Origin of the sequence: Rhizobium aethiopicum, from assembly GCF_014197535.1 — a bacterium.
Lineage (GTDB): Bacteria > Pseudomonadota > Alphaproteobacteria > Rhizobiales > Rhizobiaceae > Rhizobium > Rhizobium aethiopicum_A.
On record NZ_JACIFV010000005.1, the window covers coordinates 41,996 to 59,703 of the forward strand.

17 protein-coding genes are annotated in these 17,708 nt (G+C 61.9%); 8 read left to right on the forward strand and 9 right to left on the reverse strand.

What is annotated here, in order from left to right:
- Positions 1–49: 49 nt before the first annotated feature.
- The 3 genes from ileS to GGD53_RS09315 form a co-directional block, all read right to left on the reverse strand.
- On the reverse strand, positions 50–2,956 hold the full coding sequence (gene ileS, locus GGD53_RS09305) for an isoleucine--tRNA ligase (protein WP_184455193.1): 2,907 nt from the start codon (positions 2,954–2,956) through the stop codon (positions 50–52).
- A 284-nt stretch (positions 2,957–3,240) separates the two neighbouring features.
- Complete coding sequence (locus GGD53_RS09310; RefSeq protein WP_184455195.1) at positions 3,241–4,224, reverse strand: bifunctional riboflavin kinase/FAD synthetase; 984 nt, start codon at positions 4,222–4,224, stop codon at positions 3,241–3,243.
- A gap of 14 nt (positions 4,225–4,238) precedes the next feature.
- Entirely contained in the window at positions 4,239–5,087 is an 849-nt protein-coding gene (locus tag GGD53_RS09315) for a TIGR01459 family HAD-type hydrolase (RefSeq protein ID WP_184455197.1), read from the reverse strand.
- Between the two features lie 349 nt (positions 5,088–5,436).
- Between GGD53_RS09315 and groES the strand changes: the two genes are divergently transcribed.
- Together groES and groL are read left to right on the forward strand one after the other, a co-directional pair.
- Positions 5,437–5,733 (forward strand): co-chaperone GroES, encoded by a 297-nt coding sequence (gene groES, locus GGD53_RS09320; protein WP_004675403.1) that lies wholly within the window; start codon positions 5,437–5,439, stop codon positions 5,731–5,733.
- Between the two features lie 70 nt (positions 5,734–5,803).
- Positions 5,804–7,441: a chaperonin GroEL gene (gene groL / locus GGD53_RS09325; protein ID WP_184455199.1), complete on the forward strand. Its 1,638-nt coding sequence runs from the start codon at positions 5,804–5,806 to the stop codon at positions 7,439–7,441.
- Between the two features lie 160 nt (positions 7,442–7,601).
- Here groL and GGD53_RS09330 read toward each other — a convergent pair whose 3' ends face one another.
- Positions 7,602–8,102 (reverse strand): hypothetical protein, encoded by a 501-nt coding sequence (locus GGD53_RS09330; protein WP_184455713.1) that lies wholly within the window; start codon positions 8,100–8,102, stop codon positions 7,602–7,604.
- Here GGD53_RS09330 and GGD53_RS09335 point away from each other — a divergent pair.
- Positions 8,041–8,487, forward strand: a complete 447-nt coding sequence (locus GGD53_RS09335) for a hypothetical protein (protein ID WP_184455201.1) — start codon at positions 8,041–8,043, stop codon at positions 8,485–8,487. The two genes, GGD53_RS09330 and GGD53_RS09335, sit on opposite strands and share 62 nt — an antisense overlap.
- A gap of 267 nt (positions 8,488–8,754) precedes the next feature.
- Here the strand turns inward: GGD53_RS09335 and GGD53_RS09340 are convergent, their stop codons facing one another.
- The gene (locus GGD53_RS09340) at positions 8,755–9,465 is read right to left on the reverse strand and encodes a glutathione binding-like protein (protein ID WP_184455203.1); all 711 of its coding nucleotides are present in this window, start codon (positions 9,463–9,465) and stop codon (positions 8,755–8,757) included.
- A gap of 202 nt (positions 9,466–9,667) precedes the next feature.
- On the opposite strand from GGD53_RS09340, the gene GGD53_RS09345 reads away from it, so the two are divergent.
- Positions 9,668–10,087, forward strand: coding sequence for a DoxX family protein (locus tag GGD53_RS09345; protein ID WP_184455205.1), 420 nt, complete (start codon positions 9,668–9,670; stop codon positions 10,085–10,087).
- A 77-nt stretch (positions 10,088–10,164) separates the two neighbouring features.
- Here the strand turns inward: GGD53_RS09345 and hisG are convergent, their stop codons facing one another.
- The 3 genes from hisG to hisS form a co-directional block, all read right to left on the reverse strand.
- Entirely contained in the window at positions 10,165–10,860 is a 696-nt protein-coding gene (gene hisG, locus GGD53_RS09350; RefSeq protein WP_184455207.1) for an ATP phosphoribosyltransferase, read from the reverse strand.
- Entirely contained in the window at positions 10,857–11,978 is a 1,122-nt protein-coding gene (locus tag GGD53_RS09355; protein ID WP_184455209.1) for an ATP phosphoribosyltransferase regulatory subunit, read from the reverse strand. Before GGD53_RS09355 ends, hisG begins: the two co-directional genes overlap by 4 nt.
- A gap of 174 nt (positions 11,979–12,152) precedes the next feature.
- The gene (gene hisS, locus GGD53_RS09360) at positions 12,153–13,676 is read right to left on the reverse strand and encodes a histidine--tRNA ligase (RefSeq protein ID WP_184455212.1); all 1,524 of its coding nucleotides are present in this window, start codon (positions 13,674–13,676) and stop codon (positions 12,153–12,155) included.
- A gap of 130 nt (positions 13,677–13,806) precedes the next feature.
- On the opposite strand from hisS, the gene GGD53_RS09365 reads away from it, so the two are divergent.
- The 3 genes from GGD53_RS09365 to copM all read left to right on the forward strand — a co-directional run bounded on the left by GGD53_RS09365 (position 13,807) and on the right by copM (position 15,438).
- A complete protein-coding gene (locus tag GGD53_RS09365; protein ID WP_184455214.1) occupies positions 13,807–14,571 on the forward strand; it encodes a hypothetical protein in 765 nt (254 codons plus the stop codon).
- Between the two features lie 60 nt (positions 14,572–14,631).
- Complete coding sequence (locus GGD53_RS09370; protein ID WP_184455216.1) at positions 14,632–15,003, forward strand: hypothetical protein; 372 nt, start codon at positions 14,632–14,634, stop codon at positions 15,001–15,003.
- 75 nt (positions 15,004–15,078) lie between these two features.
- A complete protein-coding gene (gene copM / locus GGD53_RS09375; protein WP_184455218.1) occupies positions 15,079–15,438 on the forward strand; it encodes a CopM family metallochaperone in 360 nt (119 codons plus the stop codon).
- Positions 15,439–15,678: 240 nt separating this feature from the next.
- On the opposite strand, the gene GGD53_RS09380 is transcribed toward copM, so the two are convergent.
- Positions 15,679–16,728, reverse strand: coding sequence for an aldo/keto reductase (locus GGD53_RS09380; RefSeq protein WP_184455220.1), 1,050 nt, complete (start codon positions 16,726–16,728; stop codon positions 15,679–15,681).
- Positions 16,729–16,982: 254 nt separating this feature from the next.
- Between GGD53_RS09380 and GGD53_RS09385 the strand changes: the two genes are divergently transcribed.
- Positions 16,983–17,687 carry an HAD family hydrolase gene (locus tag GGD53_RS09385; RefSeq protein WP_184455222.1) on the forward strand — a complete coding sequence of 235 codons (705 nt, stop codon included), beginning with the start codon at positions 16,983–16,985 and terminating at the stop codon, positions 17,685–17,687.
- Positions 17,688–17,708: the final 21 nt, after the last annotated feature.

A 17,708-nucleotide genomic window follows, 5' to 3' on the forward strand; every position in this document is an offset into this window, starting at 1 on the left:
AGCTTTTACCGGATGAACGCCGCAATGGCAATTCACCCGGCAAATATCTTCAGGCGCGGATGCCGAGTTCGCGCAAGGCGGCGGCGTCGCGCGCCGAGACGTCGGGATAATCCGGATCGGAACCGACATCGGTGGTGATGCGCCAGGAACGGGCGCATTTGACGCCTTCGGCAAGCTTCGGCACGACGGCGACGTCAGGCACCTCGGCCAGGCGGAAGGCATCGGCCGGGCCGGCATCCGTCTTGATCGTGATGCCAGAGGTGATGCAGACTTCGCTGAAATCCTGGCCCTCGAGCGCCTTGCGAAGCGCCGCATCGGCGACATGCACGACCGGAGCCGCCTCGAGCGAGGAACCGATGCGCTTGTCCTTGCGCTCGATTTCAAGCGCGCCGGTGACGACGCTGCGGATCGCGCGGATCTTCCTCCACTTTTCGGCCAGCGCATCGTTGCGCCATTCCTTTGCGACCGGGGCGAACTGCTCCAGATGCACCGAGACGGCCGAGGGATTGCGCGAGAGCCATGCCTCTTCCGTCGTAAACGGCAGCATCGGCGCAAGCCAGGTCACCACGCAATCGAAGATCATGCGGATGACATAGAGCGCCGAGCGGCGGCGCATGCTGGAGGGCGCATCGCAATAGAGCGCATCCTTGCGAACGTCGAAGTAGAAGGCCGAGAGCTCGATATTGGCAAAGTCGATCAATGCGCGGGCGATCTTCTTGAAGTCGAAGGCGTCATAATTTTCGCGCACGAGCTGATCGAGCTCGGAGAGACGGTGCAGCATCAGCTGCTCCAGCTCCGGCAGATCGGCAAGCGCAATGACCTCGCCCTTGTCGTGGGCGAGCGTTCCGAGCATCCAGCGGATCGTGTTGCGCAGCTTGCGATAGGCGTCGACATTGGTCTGGATGATCGTCTTGCCGACGCGGAGATCATCGGCATAGTCCGAAGTCATGACCCAGAGACGCAGGATATCGGCGCCGGCATCCTTCATCACTTCCTGCGGGGCGGTGACGTTGCCCTTCGACTTCGACATCTTCTCGCCCTTCTCGTCCATGGTGAAACCATGGGTGAGGACGGCGTTATAAGGCGCGCGGCCGCGGGTGGCGGCCGATTCCAACAGCGAGGAATGGAACCAGCCGCGATGCTGATCGGATCCTTCGAGATAAAGGTCGGCCGGCCATTTCAGGTCGGGGCGATCTTCCAGCGTGAAGGTGTGCGTCGAGCCCGAGTCGAACCAGACGTCGAGGATATCCATGACCTGCGTCCACTTGGCCGGGTCGTGCTCGTTGCCGAGGAAACGCTCCTTGGCGCCTTCAGCAAACCAGGCGTCTGCGCCCTCGACGTCGAAGGCATTGAGGATGCGCTGGTTGACGGCCTCGTCCTTCAGGACCTCGCCCTGCTCATCCACAAAGACGCAGATCGGCACACCCCATGCTCTTTGGCGCGAGAGAACCCAGTCCGGGCGCTGCTCGATCATCGCACGCAGACGGTTCTGGCCGGCGGCCGGCACGAAGCGGGTGTCGTCGATCGCGCCGAGGGCCCGGCTGCGCAGCGTCGTCCCATCCGGCAGGGTCTTGTCCATATAGACGAACCACTGCGGGGTATTGCGGAAGATCACCGGCTTCTTCGAACGCCAGGAATGCGGATACTGATGCTTCAGACGGCCGCGGGCAAAGAGTGCGTTAAGTTCGATCAGCGCCTTGATGACGCGATCATTGGCATCGCCCTTCTTGCCATTATCGTCGATAACGCGTGCGCCTTCCAGGCCGGGAGCGTCAGCGGTGTAGAAGCCGCCGTCATCGACCGGGAACGGGATCTTGGTCTCGATGCCGCGCGCCTCGATCCCACGGGCATGCGCCGTCCAGACGTCAAAGTCTTCGCGGCCGTGGCTGGGTGCGGTGTGCACGAAACCGGTACCGGCATCGTCAGTGACATGGTCGCCTTCGAGCAGCGGCACGACAAATTCGTAACCGCCTTCCAGGCCCTTGAGCGGATGTGCGCAGGCCATGCCGGCGAGATCGGCAGCCGTGACATCGGCTAGGCGCCGGTACTGCAGCTTCGCCTTGGCAAAGGATTCCTCAGCCAACTTGTCGGCGAAAACAAGCTTCTCGCCCGGACGCGGGCCAAAATCATTCTCGGCAGCCGTGACTTCGTAAAGGCCATAGGCTACGCGTGAGGAATAGGCGATCGCGCGGTTGCCGGGGATCGTCCATGGCGTAGTCGTCCAGATGACGACGAAGGCGTCCTTGACGCCGTCAGGCCCTTTCGCGACCGGGAATTTCACCCAGATCGTGTCGCTCTCATAGTCGTGGTACTCGACCTCGGCTTCGGCAAGCGCGGTGCGCTCGACGACCGACCACATGATCGGCTTGGAGCCGCGGTAGAGCTGGCCGCTTGCAGCGATCTTCAGGAGTTCACCGGCGATGCGGCTTTCCGCATGGAAGTTCATCGTCAGATACGGGTTTTCGAAGTCGCCGACGATGCCGAGGCGCTGGAACTCGTCGCCCTGGACCTTGATCCACTTCTCGGCATAAGCGCGGCATTCGCGGCGAAATTCGATCATCGCCGACGGCTCGGTCAGATCAGGCTTGGCCTTGCCCTTGGCGCGGTAGTTCTCCTCCTCGATCTTCCATTCGATCGGCAGGCCGTGGCAATCCCAGCCGGGCACATAATTGGCGTCATAGCCGCGCATCTGGAACGAACGGTTGATGACGTCCTTGAGGATCTTGTTCAGCGCATGGCCGATATGGATGTTGCCATTGGCATAGGGCGGGCCGTCATGCAGGACGAATTTCTCGCGGCCGGCGGCTGAGGCGCGCAGTTTCTTGTAGAGGTCCATCTTCTGCCAGCGGGCAACGAGCTCCGGCTCCTTCTGCGGCAGACCGGCGCGCATCGGGAAATCGGTTTCAGGCAGATAGAGGGTCTTCGAGTAATCGATCTTTTCGGCTGTTTCGGTCATGTGTGACAATCGTTTTTGGCGGCCCAGAAAGGGGCGCAACGGACGTGAAAATAGGTGGCGGCGGAAGCGCCTGCTCGCAAGCGCCGAAAACCCGGACCTCCCGGCCGCTTAGCGCGCGCGGAAGGCCGGGCCGATAATTCGTATCGTGATCGCCAGCCGAAATTTCGTCATAGCGCCGGTTCATAGGCGTTTTTGCCGGGAAAAGGAAGAGAAGAAATCGCAGGCCGGGCAATCCAGGTCAGGGCCGATTCCGCCTATGCGGAATATCCCGAGCTGTGACGAACTCAGGCGAAACACAGTTTCCGATCGAGTTCGCCGAGCGGCACGACGCCCGCCAACAGCGCCCTCGCCTCTGCCTCGTCGCGCTTGATCTGGGCGACGAGCGGATCGAGGCCGTCGAATTTCAGTTCAGGCCTGATATAGCCGAAGAAGGAGACGGCGCAGAGCTGGCCGTAGAGATCGCCGTGAAAATCGAATAGATAGGTTTCGAGCAGCGGCGCGCCGTTTTCGGTGACGGTCGGCCGGCGGCCGTAGCTGGCGACGGCATCATGGAGCGTTCCGTCCTGGCGGCGGAAGCGGACCGCGTAGATGCCGGCGGCGAGTTCGGCCTCGGGCGGCAGGCGCATGTTGGCGGTGGGAAAACCGAGCTGGCGGCCGAGCTTTTCGCCGTCGATCACCTCGGCTTCGACGGTATAGCGGTAGCCCAGCATGCCGGCGGCTTCGCTGACATTACCGTCCTTCAGCAGCGCCCGGATGTGGCTCGAAGAGACGACGTCGGCGTTCTCGTCGCGGAAGGCGTCGATCAGGGTGACGCCGAAACCATAGGTCTGGCCGGCATTCATCAGGAAGGCAGGACCGCCTTCGCGACCGCGACCGAAATGGAAATCGAAGCCGGTGACGACTTCGGAGGCGGCGAGCCAATCCTTCAGGATCGAATCGATGAAATCGTCGGCCGAGCGCTGCGAAAATTCATAGTCGAAGGGATATTCGATGACCGCATTGAAACCGAGGGTTTCCAGGATGCGGGCCTTGAGCGGCGCGGGCGTCAGGCGGAAGACCGGCGTCTGCGGCCGGAACACCGTGCGCGGATGCGGCTCGAAGGTCAGCACCAGGGCAGGAATGCCGCGCGCCTTGGCGATCTCGAGCGCGCGGTTCAGCACCGACTGATGGCCGCGATGCACGCCGTCGAAATTGCCGATGGCAATGACCCCGCCCTTCAGATGGGCGGGCAAGGGTTCGCGGGTTTCATTGCGGTGGAAAACGGTCATCGGCTGGCTTCTCTTCATGCAAGGCGCGGCATCCACCACTTCGGCGTGGCCTTCTCCCGATCGAGATAGGCGTTGAGGATCGCCTCGTCGGTTTCGCCGTTCAAGGTGTATTCCTTAGCGTGGATACCGCCGCTGATGTAGAGAAGATCGAGGCCATAATTCAAGGCGCCGCGCACATCGGTCGGCATGCCGTCGCCGATCGCCAGCACGCGGTCGATGGAAAAATCGCCGCGAAGCTCGCGGGCGGCCGAAAGTGTCGCTTCGTAGATCGGCCGGTGCGGCTTGCCGGCGATGCGGGTCTTGCCGCCGAGCTGCTCGTAATAGGCGGCCATGGCGCCTGCGCAGGGGATGATGCGATGGCCGCGTTCGACGACGAGGTCGGGATTGGCGCAGATCATCGGCACGTCGCGCGCCTGGAAATCGAGGAGCATGTCGGTGTAATCCTCCGGCTTTTCGGTCTCGTCGTCGAAAAAGCCGGTGCAGACGAGCGATTGCGCTTCGCCCGCCGGCCGGCGCTCGACGCCGATGCCTTCGAGAAGCGCCTTGTCGCGCTCGGGACCGAGCAGAAAGACCGTCTTCGGCCCTTCGGAAATCAGCCCGCGGGTGACGTCCCCTGAGGTGACGATCCTGTCATAGGCGCCGTCGGGCACGCCGATATGACGTAGCTGCTCGATCACCTGCCAGGAAAGGCGCGGCGAATTGGTGATGAGGACGACGGCAAGGCCGCTCTCGCGCGCAGCCTGAAGGGCGGCAGCGGCCTTCGGAAACGGATCGACGCCGTTGTGAACGACGCCCCAGACATCGCAGAGCACCACGTCATAGTGAGCTGATATCTGCGAGAAATTTTCTATCTGCCTGGCCATTCCGATTTCCCGATTTGCTTCAGTCACCGGTGACATTGCAAAGGCGCAAGGCGATGGCAAGGCATTTTCTTCACCTTGGCAGACAAGATCGCCGGCAATCCCGGCCAGAGCGAACGGCAAGGTCCGGCTACGTTGCCAAACGCAACGACGAGACAAGATTTCGGCGGCAATCTCCCATAATTCGCCGCCTCTTCACAATTCCGGCACAAAAATTCGTGATTGCTCTCATTGACTCCTCTCGGAGCCATCCCTAAATGCTCAAGCGCTAGCACTCACCATTGAGGAGTGCTAACACTTATCCATGCGGACCGCTCGGTCCGCGAATGTCATTCGATCGAGGGATTAGACAATGGCAAGCACCAATTTCCGTCCGCTTCACGACCGCGTCGTCGTTCGTCGCGTCGAGTCCGAAGAGAAGACCAAGGGCGGGATCATCATTCCTGACACCGCTAAGGAAAAGCCGCAGGAAGGCGAAATCGTCGCCGTCGGTTCCGGCGCTCGTGACGAGTCCGGCAAGGTCGTGGCTCTCGACGTCAAGGCCGGCGACCGCGTCCTGTTCGGCAAGTGGTCCGGCACTGAAGTCAAGATCAACGGCGAAGACCTTCTGATCATGAAGGAAGCCGACATCATGGGCATCATCGGCTGATTGCCGACCCGCTTTCCCGAAATGACTGACGGGCTTTTGCCCGAACAAATCGAATTCAGGAGTCACAAACATGGCAGCTAAAGAAATCAAGTTTGGCCGCACCGCGCGCGAAAAGATGCTGCGCGGCGTCGACATTCTCGCCGATGCAGTGAAGGTCACGCTCGGCCCGAAGGGCCGTAACGTCATCATCGACAAGTCCTTCGGCGCGCCGCGCATCACCAAGGACGGCGTGTCGGTCGCCAAGGAAATCGAACTCGAAGACAAGTTCGAAAACATGGGCGCCCAGATGGTCCGCGAAGTTGCTTCGAAGACCAACGATATCGCCGGCGACGGCACCACGACGGCAACCGTCCTTGCCCAGGCGATCGTTCGCGAAGGCGCCAAGGCCGTTGCTGCCGGCATGAACCCGATGGACCTGAAGCGCGGCATCGATCTCGCCGTTGCCGAAGTCGTCAAGGATCTCCAGGCCAAGGCCAAGAAGATCAACACCTCGGAAGAAGTCGCCCAGGTCGGCACGATCTCCGCAAACGGCGAACGTCAGGTCGGTCTCGACATTGCAGAAGCCATGCAGAAGGTCGGCAACGAAGGCGTCATCACGGTTGAAGAAGCCAAGACCGCCGAAACCGAACTCGAAGTCGTCGAAGGCATGCAGTTCGACCGCGGCTACCTCAGCCCCTACTTCGTGACCAACCCGGAAAAGATGATCGCCGACCTCGAAGACGTCTTCATTCTCCTCCACGAGAAGAAGCTGTCGAACCTGCAGTCGATGCTGCCGGTTCTCGAAGCCGTCGTCCAGACCGGCAAGCCGCTCCTCATCATCGCTGAAGACGTCGAAGGCGAAGCCCTTGCGACCCTCGTCGTCAACAAGCTGCGTGGCGGCCTCAAGATCGCTGCCGTCAAGGCGCCTGGTTTCGGCGACCGCCGCAAGGCCATGCTCGAAGACATCGCCATTCTGACCGGCGGCACCGTCATCTCCGAAGACCTCGGCATCAAGCTCGAGAGCGTCACGCTCGACATGCTCGGCCGTGCCAAGAAGGTCTCGATCTCCAAGGAAAACACCACGATCGTCGACGGTTCGGGCGCCAAGTCCGACATCGAAGGCCGTGTTGCCCAGATCAAGGCCCAGATCGAAGAAACCACCTCCGACTACGACCGCGAGAAGCTGCAGGAACGTCTTGCCAAGCTCGCTGGCGGCGTTGCCGTCATCCGCGTCGGTGGTTCGACGGAAGTCGAAGTGAAGGAAAAGAAGGACCGCATCGACGACGCCCTCAACGCGACGCGCGCTGCCGTTCAGGAAGGCATCGTACCGGGCGGCGGCGTTGCCCTGCTCCGTTCTTCCGTCAAGATCACCGCCAAGGGCGTCAACGACGACCAGGAAGCCGGCATCAACATCGTTCGCCGCGCTCTGCAGTCTCCGGCCCGCCAGATCGCTGAAAACGCTGGCGACGAAGCCTCGATCGTCATCGGCAAGATCCTCGACAAGGATCAGGACAACTGGGGTTACAACGCCCAGACCGGCGAATACGGCGACATGATCGGCATGGGCATCATCGACCCGGTCAAGGTCGTTCGTACCGCCCTGCAGGATGCCGCTTCCGTCGCGTCGCTGCTGATCACCACCGAAGCCATGATCGCCGAGCTTCCGAAGAAGGACGCTCCGGCTATGCCGGGCGGCATGGGCGGCATGGGCGGTATGGACATGATGTGATAGGCGAAAGCCGTCACTGACATCCATTCCGGCACATCCGGAAACAGGAAGGGCGGCCCTCGGGTCGCCCTTTTCTTTTGCCGCTGCGATTCGTTCCGTTGCGCACTATTTTATCCCGTGCAGCGCGTCAGCCGACCTCGAAGCTTTCGTCAGGCTTGCGTCACCGCTTATTTTCAATCCCACGAAAGGGGTGGAGGAGGTCGGTATCCTGGCGTCGTCTGCTGTGCAGCATCGGGTGAAGAAGTGCCAAAAACAGCGATTTTTGCTGCTTTTCTGACGAAACGGTCAGGGGAATGCGGGAGCCTCTAGAAAATAGCGGCCGAACCGTCTCTGAAAAAGGCGTTGCCGTTTGTTTAAAAGCTCCTATAAATCCGCGCAGCAATTGACGTGCGCCCCGGCGATAATTTTCGCCCAAACGAGGCCGGAGCGCGAAAAAGCGACGCCAGAACGTTCGGTTTGAAGGCCCCGTTTCGGGGGCCCGATGGCTGTGGCGATGAGCGGCGAATGCCGGCGCGGACATAATGTCCGCTGCTACATGATCCTGTTTCTTGTGTTTGACGTGTGTGCGGCGGAGGGCCGCATCCGAACTGGGGAACGCCTTGTTTAAAATCGCCAAAGCCAATGCAGCCGTATCCTTGATGACCGGCTCGCTGAACGACAACCATCAAAATCACCAGATGCTGGCGCAGTTGTCGGTTTCCGAAAGCTGGACCGGAGATTTTTCGAGCGGGCTTATCCGTCTCGGCAAATGGAGCGCGATGCTGCACGGCCTCACCGCCGAGGAATGCGGGCTGCTGAACCTGATCCGCTGCTACGATAGCAAGGATCGCGCCCGCGTGCTGGAACTGTTCGAGCAGGCGGCGACGCACTGCTCCTCCTTCTGCTTTTCAACGACGATCATCATGCCGAATGGCTTGCGCCAGCCGCTGTTCTGCATGGGCGAGTCGAACGGGCTCGAGGAGAAATACAGCGGCAGCATGACCGGCGTCTTCATCTTTCCCCGCTTCAAGCTCGAAGGCGCAAGGCAGATTACACGCCGGCAATAAGACCGCCAGTATAAGATGAAAAGGCCGCTCCCGAGGGCGGATCAGCCCCTCCTCCGGCTGCCGCCACCGACCGGGGTCGAGCCACTCGTCTCGACCCGTCCTTCGGACCCCGTTTGCGGGGCGAAGGGACCATGCCGCGGCCTCTCGTTTCCCACCAACACCTCGTGCTGCACACATCCCCTCGCCCCGTTTACGGGGAGAGGGCTAGGGTGAGGGGCAGCCTCACGGCAGCCGTGGCCTGCGGCAAGGGCGGCTTTGTGCTTTCCGTTACTCCGGCTTAACCGGAATATTCAGCCCCCTTTCGCTTGCCGGACGGGCGATGCAGCGCTCCAGCCAATCGGAGACGGCGGGGAATTTCGCATATTCGAGAATCTCACGGCCGCCATAGAAGATGTCGGCGCCGCGAATCCAGGTGAAAGTGGTGATGTCGGCGATCGTATATTGATCGCCCATGATCCATTGGCGGCCCTGCAGCCGGCCTTCGAGCACGCCGAGCAGCCGTTTGGATTCATCGCGGTAGCGCTCCACCGGATAGGAATTATTGGCGACCTTGTCGGCGGCGAATTTGTAGAAATGGCCGAATTGACCGAGCATCGGGCCAATGCCAGCCATCTGGAAAAACACCCATTGGATGCATTCATAGCGGCCGGCAGCATCGGCAGGGATGAGCTTGCCGGTCTTTTCCGCAAGATAGAGCAGGATGGCACCGGATTCGAACAGGCCGATCGGCTTTCCCCCAGGCCCGTTCGGATCGATGATCGCCGGAATGCGGCCGTTCGGATTGAGGGATTCGAATTCCGGCGACTTCTGCTCGTTGGCGGCAAACGAAATATAGTGCGGCTCGTAGGGGAGCCCGAGCTCTTCGAGGGCGACCGATACCTTCACCCCGTTCGGCGTCTGCAGGGAATAAAGCTGGATGATGTCGGGGTTTTTCGCCGGCCAGCGCGTAGTGATCGGAAATGCGGAAAGATCTGCCATAAGAGACTCCATGTTATCAGCCGACCATAGGAGACCAGACTCCGGAAAAGCAAGCGAGGGCGTCGTTCCATATTATTGAACGAACTGTCCCCTTCTGTTTATCTTTCCATTACAGAAGAAATAGGCGAGATAGGGATATCAGAGATCCACAGCGTGCCGGGGCACCAAGATCTCCAGAGCCCTTCAAACGGAGACAATATCCATGTCGAACGCCATCATCCTGATTGCCCGCATTCTTCTGTCTTTCATGTTCATCCTCTCCGGCTTCATGAAGCTAACCGATCCTGCCGGTACAGCGGGCATGATCGCCGGTGCCGGCCTGCCGGCAGCAACCCTGTTGGCCTATGTCGCAGGCCTCTTCGAACTGCTGGCCGGCCTTGCGGTTCTCACAGGCTTCCAGGTCCGCATCGCCGGCTGGCTGCTCGCCGCCTTCTGTGTCTTCACGGGCATTGCCTTCCACCTGCCCTACGCAAGCGGCACGGAACTCGTGAACATTCTGAACCAGATCATGGTCATGAAGAACATCACGCTGGCCGGCGCCTACATCCTTCTCGCCACCGTCGGTGCCGGTGCCTATTCGATCGACGCACGCCGTGGTCTGCAGGCCGTCGCTGCCCGTTAATTCCATCTCCTCCCAAGCATGCAAAACCCGCCGTCATTGAACTGACGGCGGGTTTTCTTACGCGTTGATGGCGGAGATCAGAGTGCGGCGCGCACCGCGTCGACGATCGCCTGCACCACGGCTTCATCCGCGTGGCTCTCCTTGCGGGCGCGCACGAGGCAAGCCTCTGAATGCAGGATGACGCCATCCTGGAGCACCTTCAGATGATTGGCGCGCAGCGTCGAGCCGGTGGAGGTGATATCGACGATGATATCGGCCGAGCCGGAGGCGGGAGCGCCCTCGGTGGCGCCGAGGCTTTCGACGATGCGATAAAGCTGAATGCCGTGCTGGCTCGAAAAGAACTGCTGGGTCAGGCGCCAATATTTGGTGGCAATCGCCAGGCGCCGGCCGTGACGGGCGCGAAAATCGGCGGCGACATCGCCGAGATCGGCCATAGTGTCGACATCGAGCCAGATCTCGGGCACCGCGACGACAACATCGGCGTGGCCGAAGCCGAGACGGGCGCAGAATTCGACACGCTTGTCGACCTCGGCAAAACCTTCCCGCATCAGATCCTCGCCGGTGACGCCGAAATCGACGGTGCCGTTGCCGAGCTCGCGGGAGATTTCGGAGGCCGACAGGAAGGCAACCTCGACATCGTCCCAGCCTTCGACGCGGCCGCGATAGGAGCGGTCGTTGCCGACAGCCGATATCGGCATGCCGGCCCGCTCGAAGATTGCCGAAGCGTCGTCCTTCATCCGGCCCTTGGAGGGAAGCGCGATGGTGATGGTCATGCGGCTGCCCTTTCGGTTTCGATGCGGTCGAGCCAGAAGGAGAAGCCGACGGCCGGAATGCGATCCGTCGCGCCAAGGAAGGTCAACAGCCGGTCGAAGCGGCCGCCGCCGGCCAGAACCGCGCTCGAGCCTTCCACCGTCACCTCGAAGACAAGGCCGGTGTAATAGTCGAGTGGACGCCCGAAAGCGGCGCGGTAGTCCAGGCAGGACAGATCGACGCCGGCATCGGCAAGGGCGGCGACGCGGCCATTGAAGCGCGACAGCGCATTACCGAGCTTCAGGCCGGCAGCGTCGGCAAAGCCGGCAAGGGCTGCGGACGCATTGACGAGCGGCACATGCAGCGACAGGAACTCTTCCAGCACATGGAAGGCGGCATCGTCGAGACGCGTCTCGGACAGGATGAGCTTTTCCCTGAGGCGCCGGGCGATCTCCAGCGGCGAGCGGCTGGCATTTGTGGAATAACCGGTCGCCTGCATCTCGTGCTCGATATGGGCGACCAGCGCCTGCTCGTCGCCTGAGGCGACAAGCCTGGCGATATCGTCGTCGAGGCCGGTAACGAATTGCGGGCTGACGAGGCCGGCCAGCAGCGCCTCCAGCTGCGTCATATTGCCGAAGGCGTGGATCAGCCGCTTCTGCCAGCCGAGCGGCAGGCCGAGCGCCTGAACGACCGCCTCGAACACCGCCTGATCGCCCAACGTCACGGCTAAGCGCCGGCCCGGCAGCAGGCGGGTGAGAATGCCGGTGGCGTCGCCGATGGCGCGTGCATCGGCGCCCGGTATGTTGATGTCGCCGAGATCCTCGATGCCGGCCTGATAGAATTCATTGGCGCCGTCGCGGCGCTGGCGGAAGACCTCGCCGAGATAGGCGTAACGCTTCGGCGTGCCGGTCGCCGTCTCGATGTGGCGCAGGCAGACAGGGATGGTGAATTCCGGGCGCAGGCAGAGGCTGGCGCCGGTTTCGCTCTCGGTCATGAAGATGCGGCGGCGCAGATCCTCACCGGCAATGTCGAGGAACGGCTCGGCCGGCTGAATGACAGGCGTGTCGATGCGCTCGGCATTACGTGCAGTGAATTCGGCAAGAAGTTCACCGGCGAAGTCGGGGAGATTGATCAGGGGCATTGGGTTGCTCCTGGGAAAAATCCCCTCCCCAACCCCTCCCCACAAGGGGGAGGGACTAACTCGCGGCGACCGCTGGAACAAATCAGAAGCGGCGCCGGTAAAGCGAAGGTCGAGTTGGGCAAAGCGGCGCGACTTGAAGCCCCTCCCCCCTGTGGGGAGGGGTTGGGGAGGGGTCTACTGCGCATTGTCAGCCCTCTTCCGATCCTCCGCCTGCGCGGCAAGGATTTCCCTCACCTTGGCGACGAGATCGGCTTCCGGCACCGTCTCCTGCGCCACGCGGGCTTCGCGCCAGCTGGCATTGTCCTCGATCTCGCCGGAAAGCCGCTTGCCCTCGACCAGATCCTTGATCTGCACTACGCCTTGGGCGCGCTCGTCGCCGCCCTGGATGATGGCGATGGGGCAGCCGCGGCGGTCGGCATATTTCAGCTGATTGCCGAATTTCTTCCAGTTGCCCTGGAACATCTCGGCGCGGATACCGGCGGCGCGCAGCTGCTGGGTCATCTTCTGGTAGCGGCCCATCGCCTCGACGTCGCCGTCCATCACCGTCACCAGCACCGGCTCGATCACCGCGCTCGCCCCGAGCTTGCCGAGGTTCTTCAATGCCGTCATCAGCCTGGAAACACCGATCGAAAAGCCCGTCGCCGGCACCGGCTGGCCCATGAAGCGGGAGACCAGGCCATCATAACGGCCGCCGCCGCCGACCGAGCCGAAGACGACCTTCTCGCCCTTCTCGTTGGTGACGTCGAAGAGAAGCTCGGCCTCATAGACCGGGCCGGTATAATATTCGAGGCCGCGTACGACGGAGGGGTCGATCTTGATGCGGTCGGAGCCATAACCGGCGCTCGTGACGAGCGCGCCGATGAAATTCAGCTCCTCGACGCCTTCGGCGCCCTTCGACGTTCCGGCGACGAGTTCGGCGAGGCGGCCGGCACTTTCGGCGTAATCCCTGATGCCGACGAAGAACAGAACCTTGTCGATCTGCTTCTGGTCGAGCCCGGCGCCCTTGGTGAAGTCGCCGGATTCATCCTTGCGGCCGGGACCGAGCAGCAGCGAGACACCTTCCGGGCCGAACTTGTCGAGCTTATCGATAGCGCGCAGCACATTGAGCCGCTGACCGGCCTTGTCGTCGCCGCCGAGGCTGATCGCTTCCAGCACGCCGTCCAGGACCTTGCGGTTGTTGACGCGGATGACATAGTCGCCGCGCTTGATGCCGAGGGCTTCGAGCGTATCGGCCATCATCATGCACATTTCGGCATCGGCCTGGACGCCCGGCGCGCCGACGGTATCGGCATCGAACTGCATGAACTGGCGGAAACGGCCGGGGCCCGGCTTCTCGTTGCGGAAGACGTAACCGGCGCGATAGGTGCGGTAGGGAAGCTGGATCTCGTTGAAGTTCTCGGCGACATGGCGGGCGAGCGGCGCCGTCAGGTCATAGCGCAGCGACATCCACTGGTCGTCATCGTCCTGCAGCGAGAAGACACCTTCGTTCGGCCGGTCGCTGTCGGGCAGGAATTTGCCGAGCGCATCGGTATATTCGAAGAGCGGCGTTTCGACAGGATCGAAACCATAATGCTCATAGACTTCCCGGATCTTTGCAGTCATTTCGTTGACGGCGCGGATATCGTCGGCCGCACGGTCGACGAAGCCGCGCGGCAGGCGGGCCTTGAGCTTTTGCGGTTTCTTCTGCTTGTCGTTCATTTTCCGGGAATTCCGCTGACTGTGACAGTGGCGGTGTCCTAGCGGATTGGGCGGGGAGCGGCAAGGGCGAAGGGGCTTGATGGCGCTGCCGGAATCGATTGAACGATGAGCCATTGTTCAGAATGCGGATATGCTCATGATCACCGAGGCGCTCCTCTATGCCGCGACGTTGCCGCTGACCGGCAAGTCCTATCGAAAATTCATCCGCTATTCCGTCAATCTCTGGTCGCGGGCCGGACGTTGCGCCGGGGATTGGGCCGACCACGAGGAGAAGAGCCGCAATGCCATCCGTGCAGCGGTGGCCGACCTCAGGCAGAAGCGGACCGCCGTGGTGCTCGGCTCCGGCCTGTTGCGGGACGTGCCGATCGACGACCTGGCACGCGATTTTGACACGGTCGTGCTCATCGATCTCGTTCATCTCGCCTCGGTGCGGCTGTGGCTTGCGGCCAAGGGCTATCGCAACGTCCGGCTGATCGAGCGCGATCTCTCCGGCTACGACGATTTCTCCGCCGGTCAGGAGCCGGAACCGCTCGGCTTCCTGCGGGGCGTGCCCTATCTCGATTTCGTGGTTTCCGCCAATCTCTTGTCGCAGATCGGCCGCGGCGTGAAGCGGCGCCATGAAGCCGAGGCGGCCGGTCGAATGCCTGAAGACACGGTGGAGAGGCTGATCGCTGCGCATCTCAGCGGGCTTTCCGGACTTTCCTGCCGGCATTGCCTCGTGACCGACATCGCCTATGCCGTCATCGACCGCAACGGCAAAACACATGAGGAGGCCGACCTGCTGCACGGCGTCGCCCCGCCGCCGGCGAAAGCGGTCTGGACCTGGCCGGTCGCTCCGCTCGGTGAGGAAAGCAGGGATTACCGGATCGAACACAAGGTCATTGCCGGCTGGTGATCGGGATGTGACCACCGGCGGTACTTGGCTTGCAGCCGGCATTCGCCTATATCAGACGCCATGCGCATGCTCGCCCTCATCACGATGTTTCTCGGCTGGCTGATCTACAGCGCCATGTCGGCATGGGCGGGCTGTCCGACATGCGCATCGATGAATGCGCCGACTGCCGGTGACAGCGGCAGCATGCAGCATGAAATGGCTGGCATGCATATGCCGAAAGAAGCGGGCCAGGCCGCCGCTCCCTTGAAAGATCCCTGCGCCAGCGGAAACTCCGCGCATATGCCGCTTTGCGCCGCCTGTCTTCTGCTGCCGCCGGCAGTGATGGCCGTGGCCGGCGGAAAAGCCGATTTCGGCTATTCCGCGCCGCCGCTTGCCCGCGCCCTCGATGACGACAGGCCCGCTCCACAGGCACCCCCTCCCCGACTGGTCTGACACCGTGTTCCCCATGCAGAATGGGCGGCTTCGGTTGCCCGGAAACTCTATTGCCAGACAGAGGAAGGAACTCTCATGTCTTTGAAAATCATCACGCTTACCGCAATGCTTGCCGCTTTTGCCGCCCCCGCTTTTGCCGAAGACAAGCCCATGGATATGAGCAAGCCAATGGGCAGTCACGACGCGGCCAGCCACGCCTTCAGCGAGGCGAACGACAAAATGCACAAGAATATGATGATCGAGTATAGCGGCGATGCAGACGTCGATTTCGTCCGCGGCATGATCCCTCATCATCAGGGCGCCATCGATATGGCCAAGGTCGAGCTCCAATACGGCAAGGATCCCGAAGTCCGCAAGCTCGCCGAAGCCGTCATCAAGGCGCAGGAAGCCGAGATCGCCGAGATGAACGCCTGGCTCAAGGCCCACAAGAGGTAGCCGATCCCAGGTGAAGGGAACGCCTGGTATTACAGGCGTTCGTCATCCTTGAACCGGCCCCTCATCCGGCTGCCGACACCTTCTCCCCGCTTGCGGGGCGAAGGGGATATGCCGCACCGCCTTCCTCAACCTCAAGGTTGGATTTGGCACGTCCCCTCTCCCCGTTTTTACGGGGAGAGGGGTAGGGTGAGGGGCAGCCACCCGCACGAAGCAGCCGGACGTGGCACGATGCCAATAACCTCAATCCTTCGGCTCGAAATCGGCCGGGCGTCGGCCCGCGCCCTGCCGTGACAACATCCAACCCGGATATTCAGGGGCGAGCGCGCTCACCTCGTCGAGCCTCTGCATATCGCCTTCGTCGAGCTTCAGCCTGACGGCGGCAAGGTTCTGGTCGAGCTGGTCGACGCGCTTGGCGCCGATGATGACCGAGGTGACGAAAGGTTTGGCGAGGATATAGGCGAGCGCGACGGTCGCGACGCTGACGCCGTGCTTTTCGGCGACCTCGCGCATGACGGCGACGCAGGCCCAGGCTCGGTCCCTGTCGACGGGCGGGAAGTCGAAACTGGCGCGGCGGCCATCGCCGTTGCCGGGGGCGCCCGGACCATACTTGCCGGAGAGCAGACCGCCGGCGAGCGGCGACCAGACCATCAGGCCGAGCTTTTCCTCCTGCATCATCGGCACGATGTCCCGTTCGAGATCGCGGCCGGCGATGGAATAATAGGCCTGCACCGTTTCGAAGCGGGCAAAGCCGCGGCGTTCGGAAAGACCGAGCGCCTTCGAAATACGCCAGGCCTGCCAGTTGGAAACGCCGATATACCGCACGAGGCCGCGCGAGACGAGATCGTCGAAGGCGCGCAGCGTTTCCTCGATCGGCGTCACCGTATCGGTCGCGTGGATCTGATAGAGGTCGATATGATCGGTCTGCAGGCGCTTGAGGCTCGCCTCGACCGAATCCATGATGTGGCCGCGCGAGGCGCCGCGGTCGTTCGGCTGGTCGCCCATGACGCCATAGACCTTGGTGGCGATGACAACATCCTTGCGCGGGATGTCGAGGTTCTTCAGCGCCTGGCCGAGCAGCCTTTCGGATTCGCCTGACGAATAGACGTCGGCCGTATCGATGAAATTGACGCCTGCTGCAAGCGAACGCTCGACGATCCGGTCGGCGGCATTCTGGTCGACATCGGCGATGGCGCCCCACATGCTGCCTTCTTTGGCTTCGCCGAAGGTCATCGTGCCCAGGCAGATTTCCGAGACGAAAAGTCCCGTATTTCCGAGTTGATTGTAACGCATGGTCGAAAAAATCCTTTGTGTCTGCCGCAAGAGGGACTTGCGAACGGAAGAACTTCATCTTTTGATTATTGGCCTGCGCGCGACAGGCACAGCCGTGGCTGGCTGCTGGGTGAGGCCCATTCGATGTAGTGCAACGGCGACGCTTTTCAACGCCAACCCTTGTCGCATCGAAGGCGGACGCCCTTGTCTCGACATAGCCCTTGTCTCGACACAGGCGGCCGATAGATTGCGGCCATAGTTCAAGAGGTGCGCATGTGACGACCCGAGCACTGACGACGATCGGCTTCGATGCCGACGACACGCTTTGGCAGAACGAACAATATTACCGACTGACCGAAGCCCATTTTACCGAGCTTCTTGCCGATTTCGCCGAAGGCCCGAAGATTTCCGAGCGGCTGCTGGAAGCGGAGAAACGCAATCTTCGCCATTACGGCTTCGGCATCAAGGGCTTCACGCTATCGATGATCGAGACGGCGATCGAGATCACCGAGGGCAAGGTGCCGGCCAGCGTCATCGCCAAGATCCTCGATACCGGCCGCGACCTCCTCAGCCATCCGGTCGAGACCATGCCGCATGCGCGCGACACGCTGGAGGCGCTTGCCGGCAAATATCTGCTTGTCGTGATCACCAAGGGCGATCTCTTCGACCAGGAGCGCAAGCTTGCCCAATCCGGGCTCGGCGACTTCTTCGATGCGGTCGAGATCGTCTCCGACAAGACGGCCGTTACCTATCGCCGCATCTTCGCCAAGGTCGGGGACGGGCCGGAGCGGGCGATGATGGTCGGCAATTCGCTGAAATCGGATATCGTGCCGGCGATCGCCGCCGGCAGTTACGGCGTCTTCGTGCCGCACGAACTCACCTGGGTGCTGGAACATGTGGACGAACCGACGGAAGCGCCGCGTTTCCGCAAGATCGGCCATCTCGGCGAATTGCGCGAGCTGATCGACGGGCTCGCATAGCGGGCCAAGGCGACACGCATA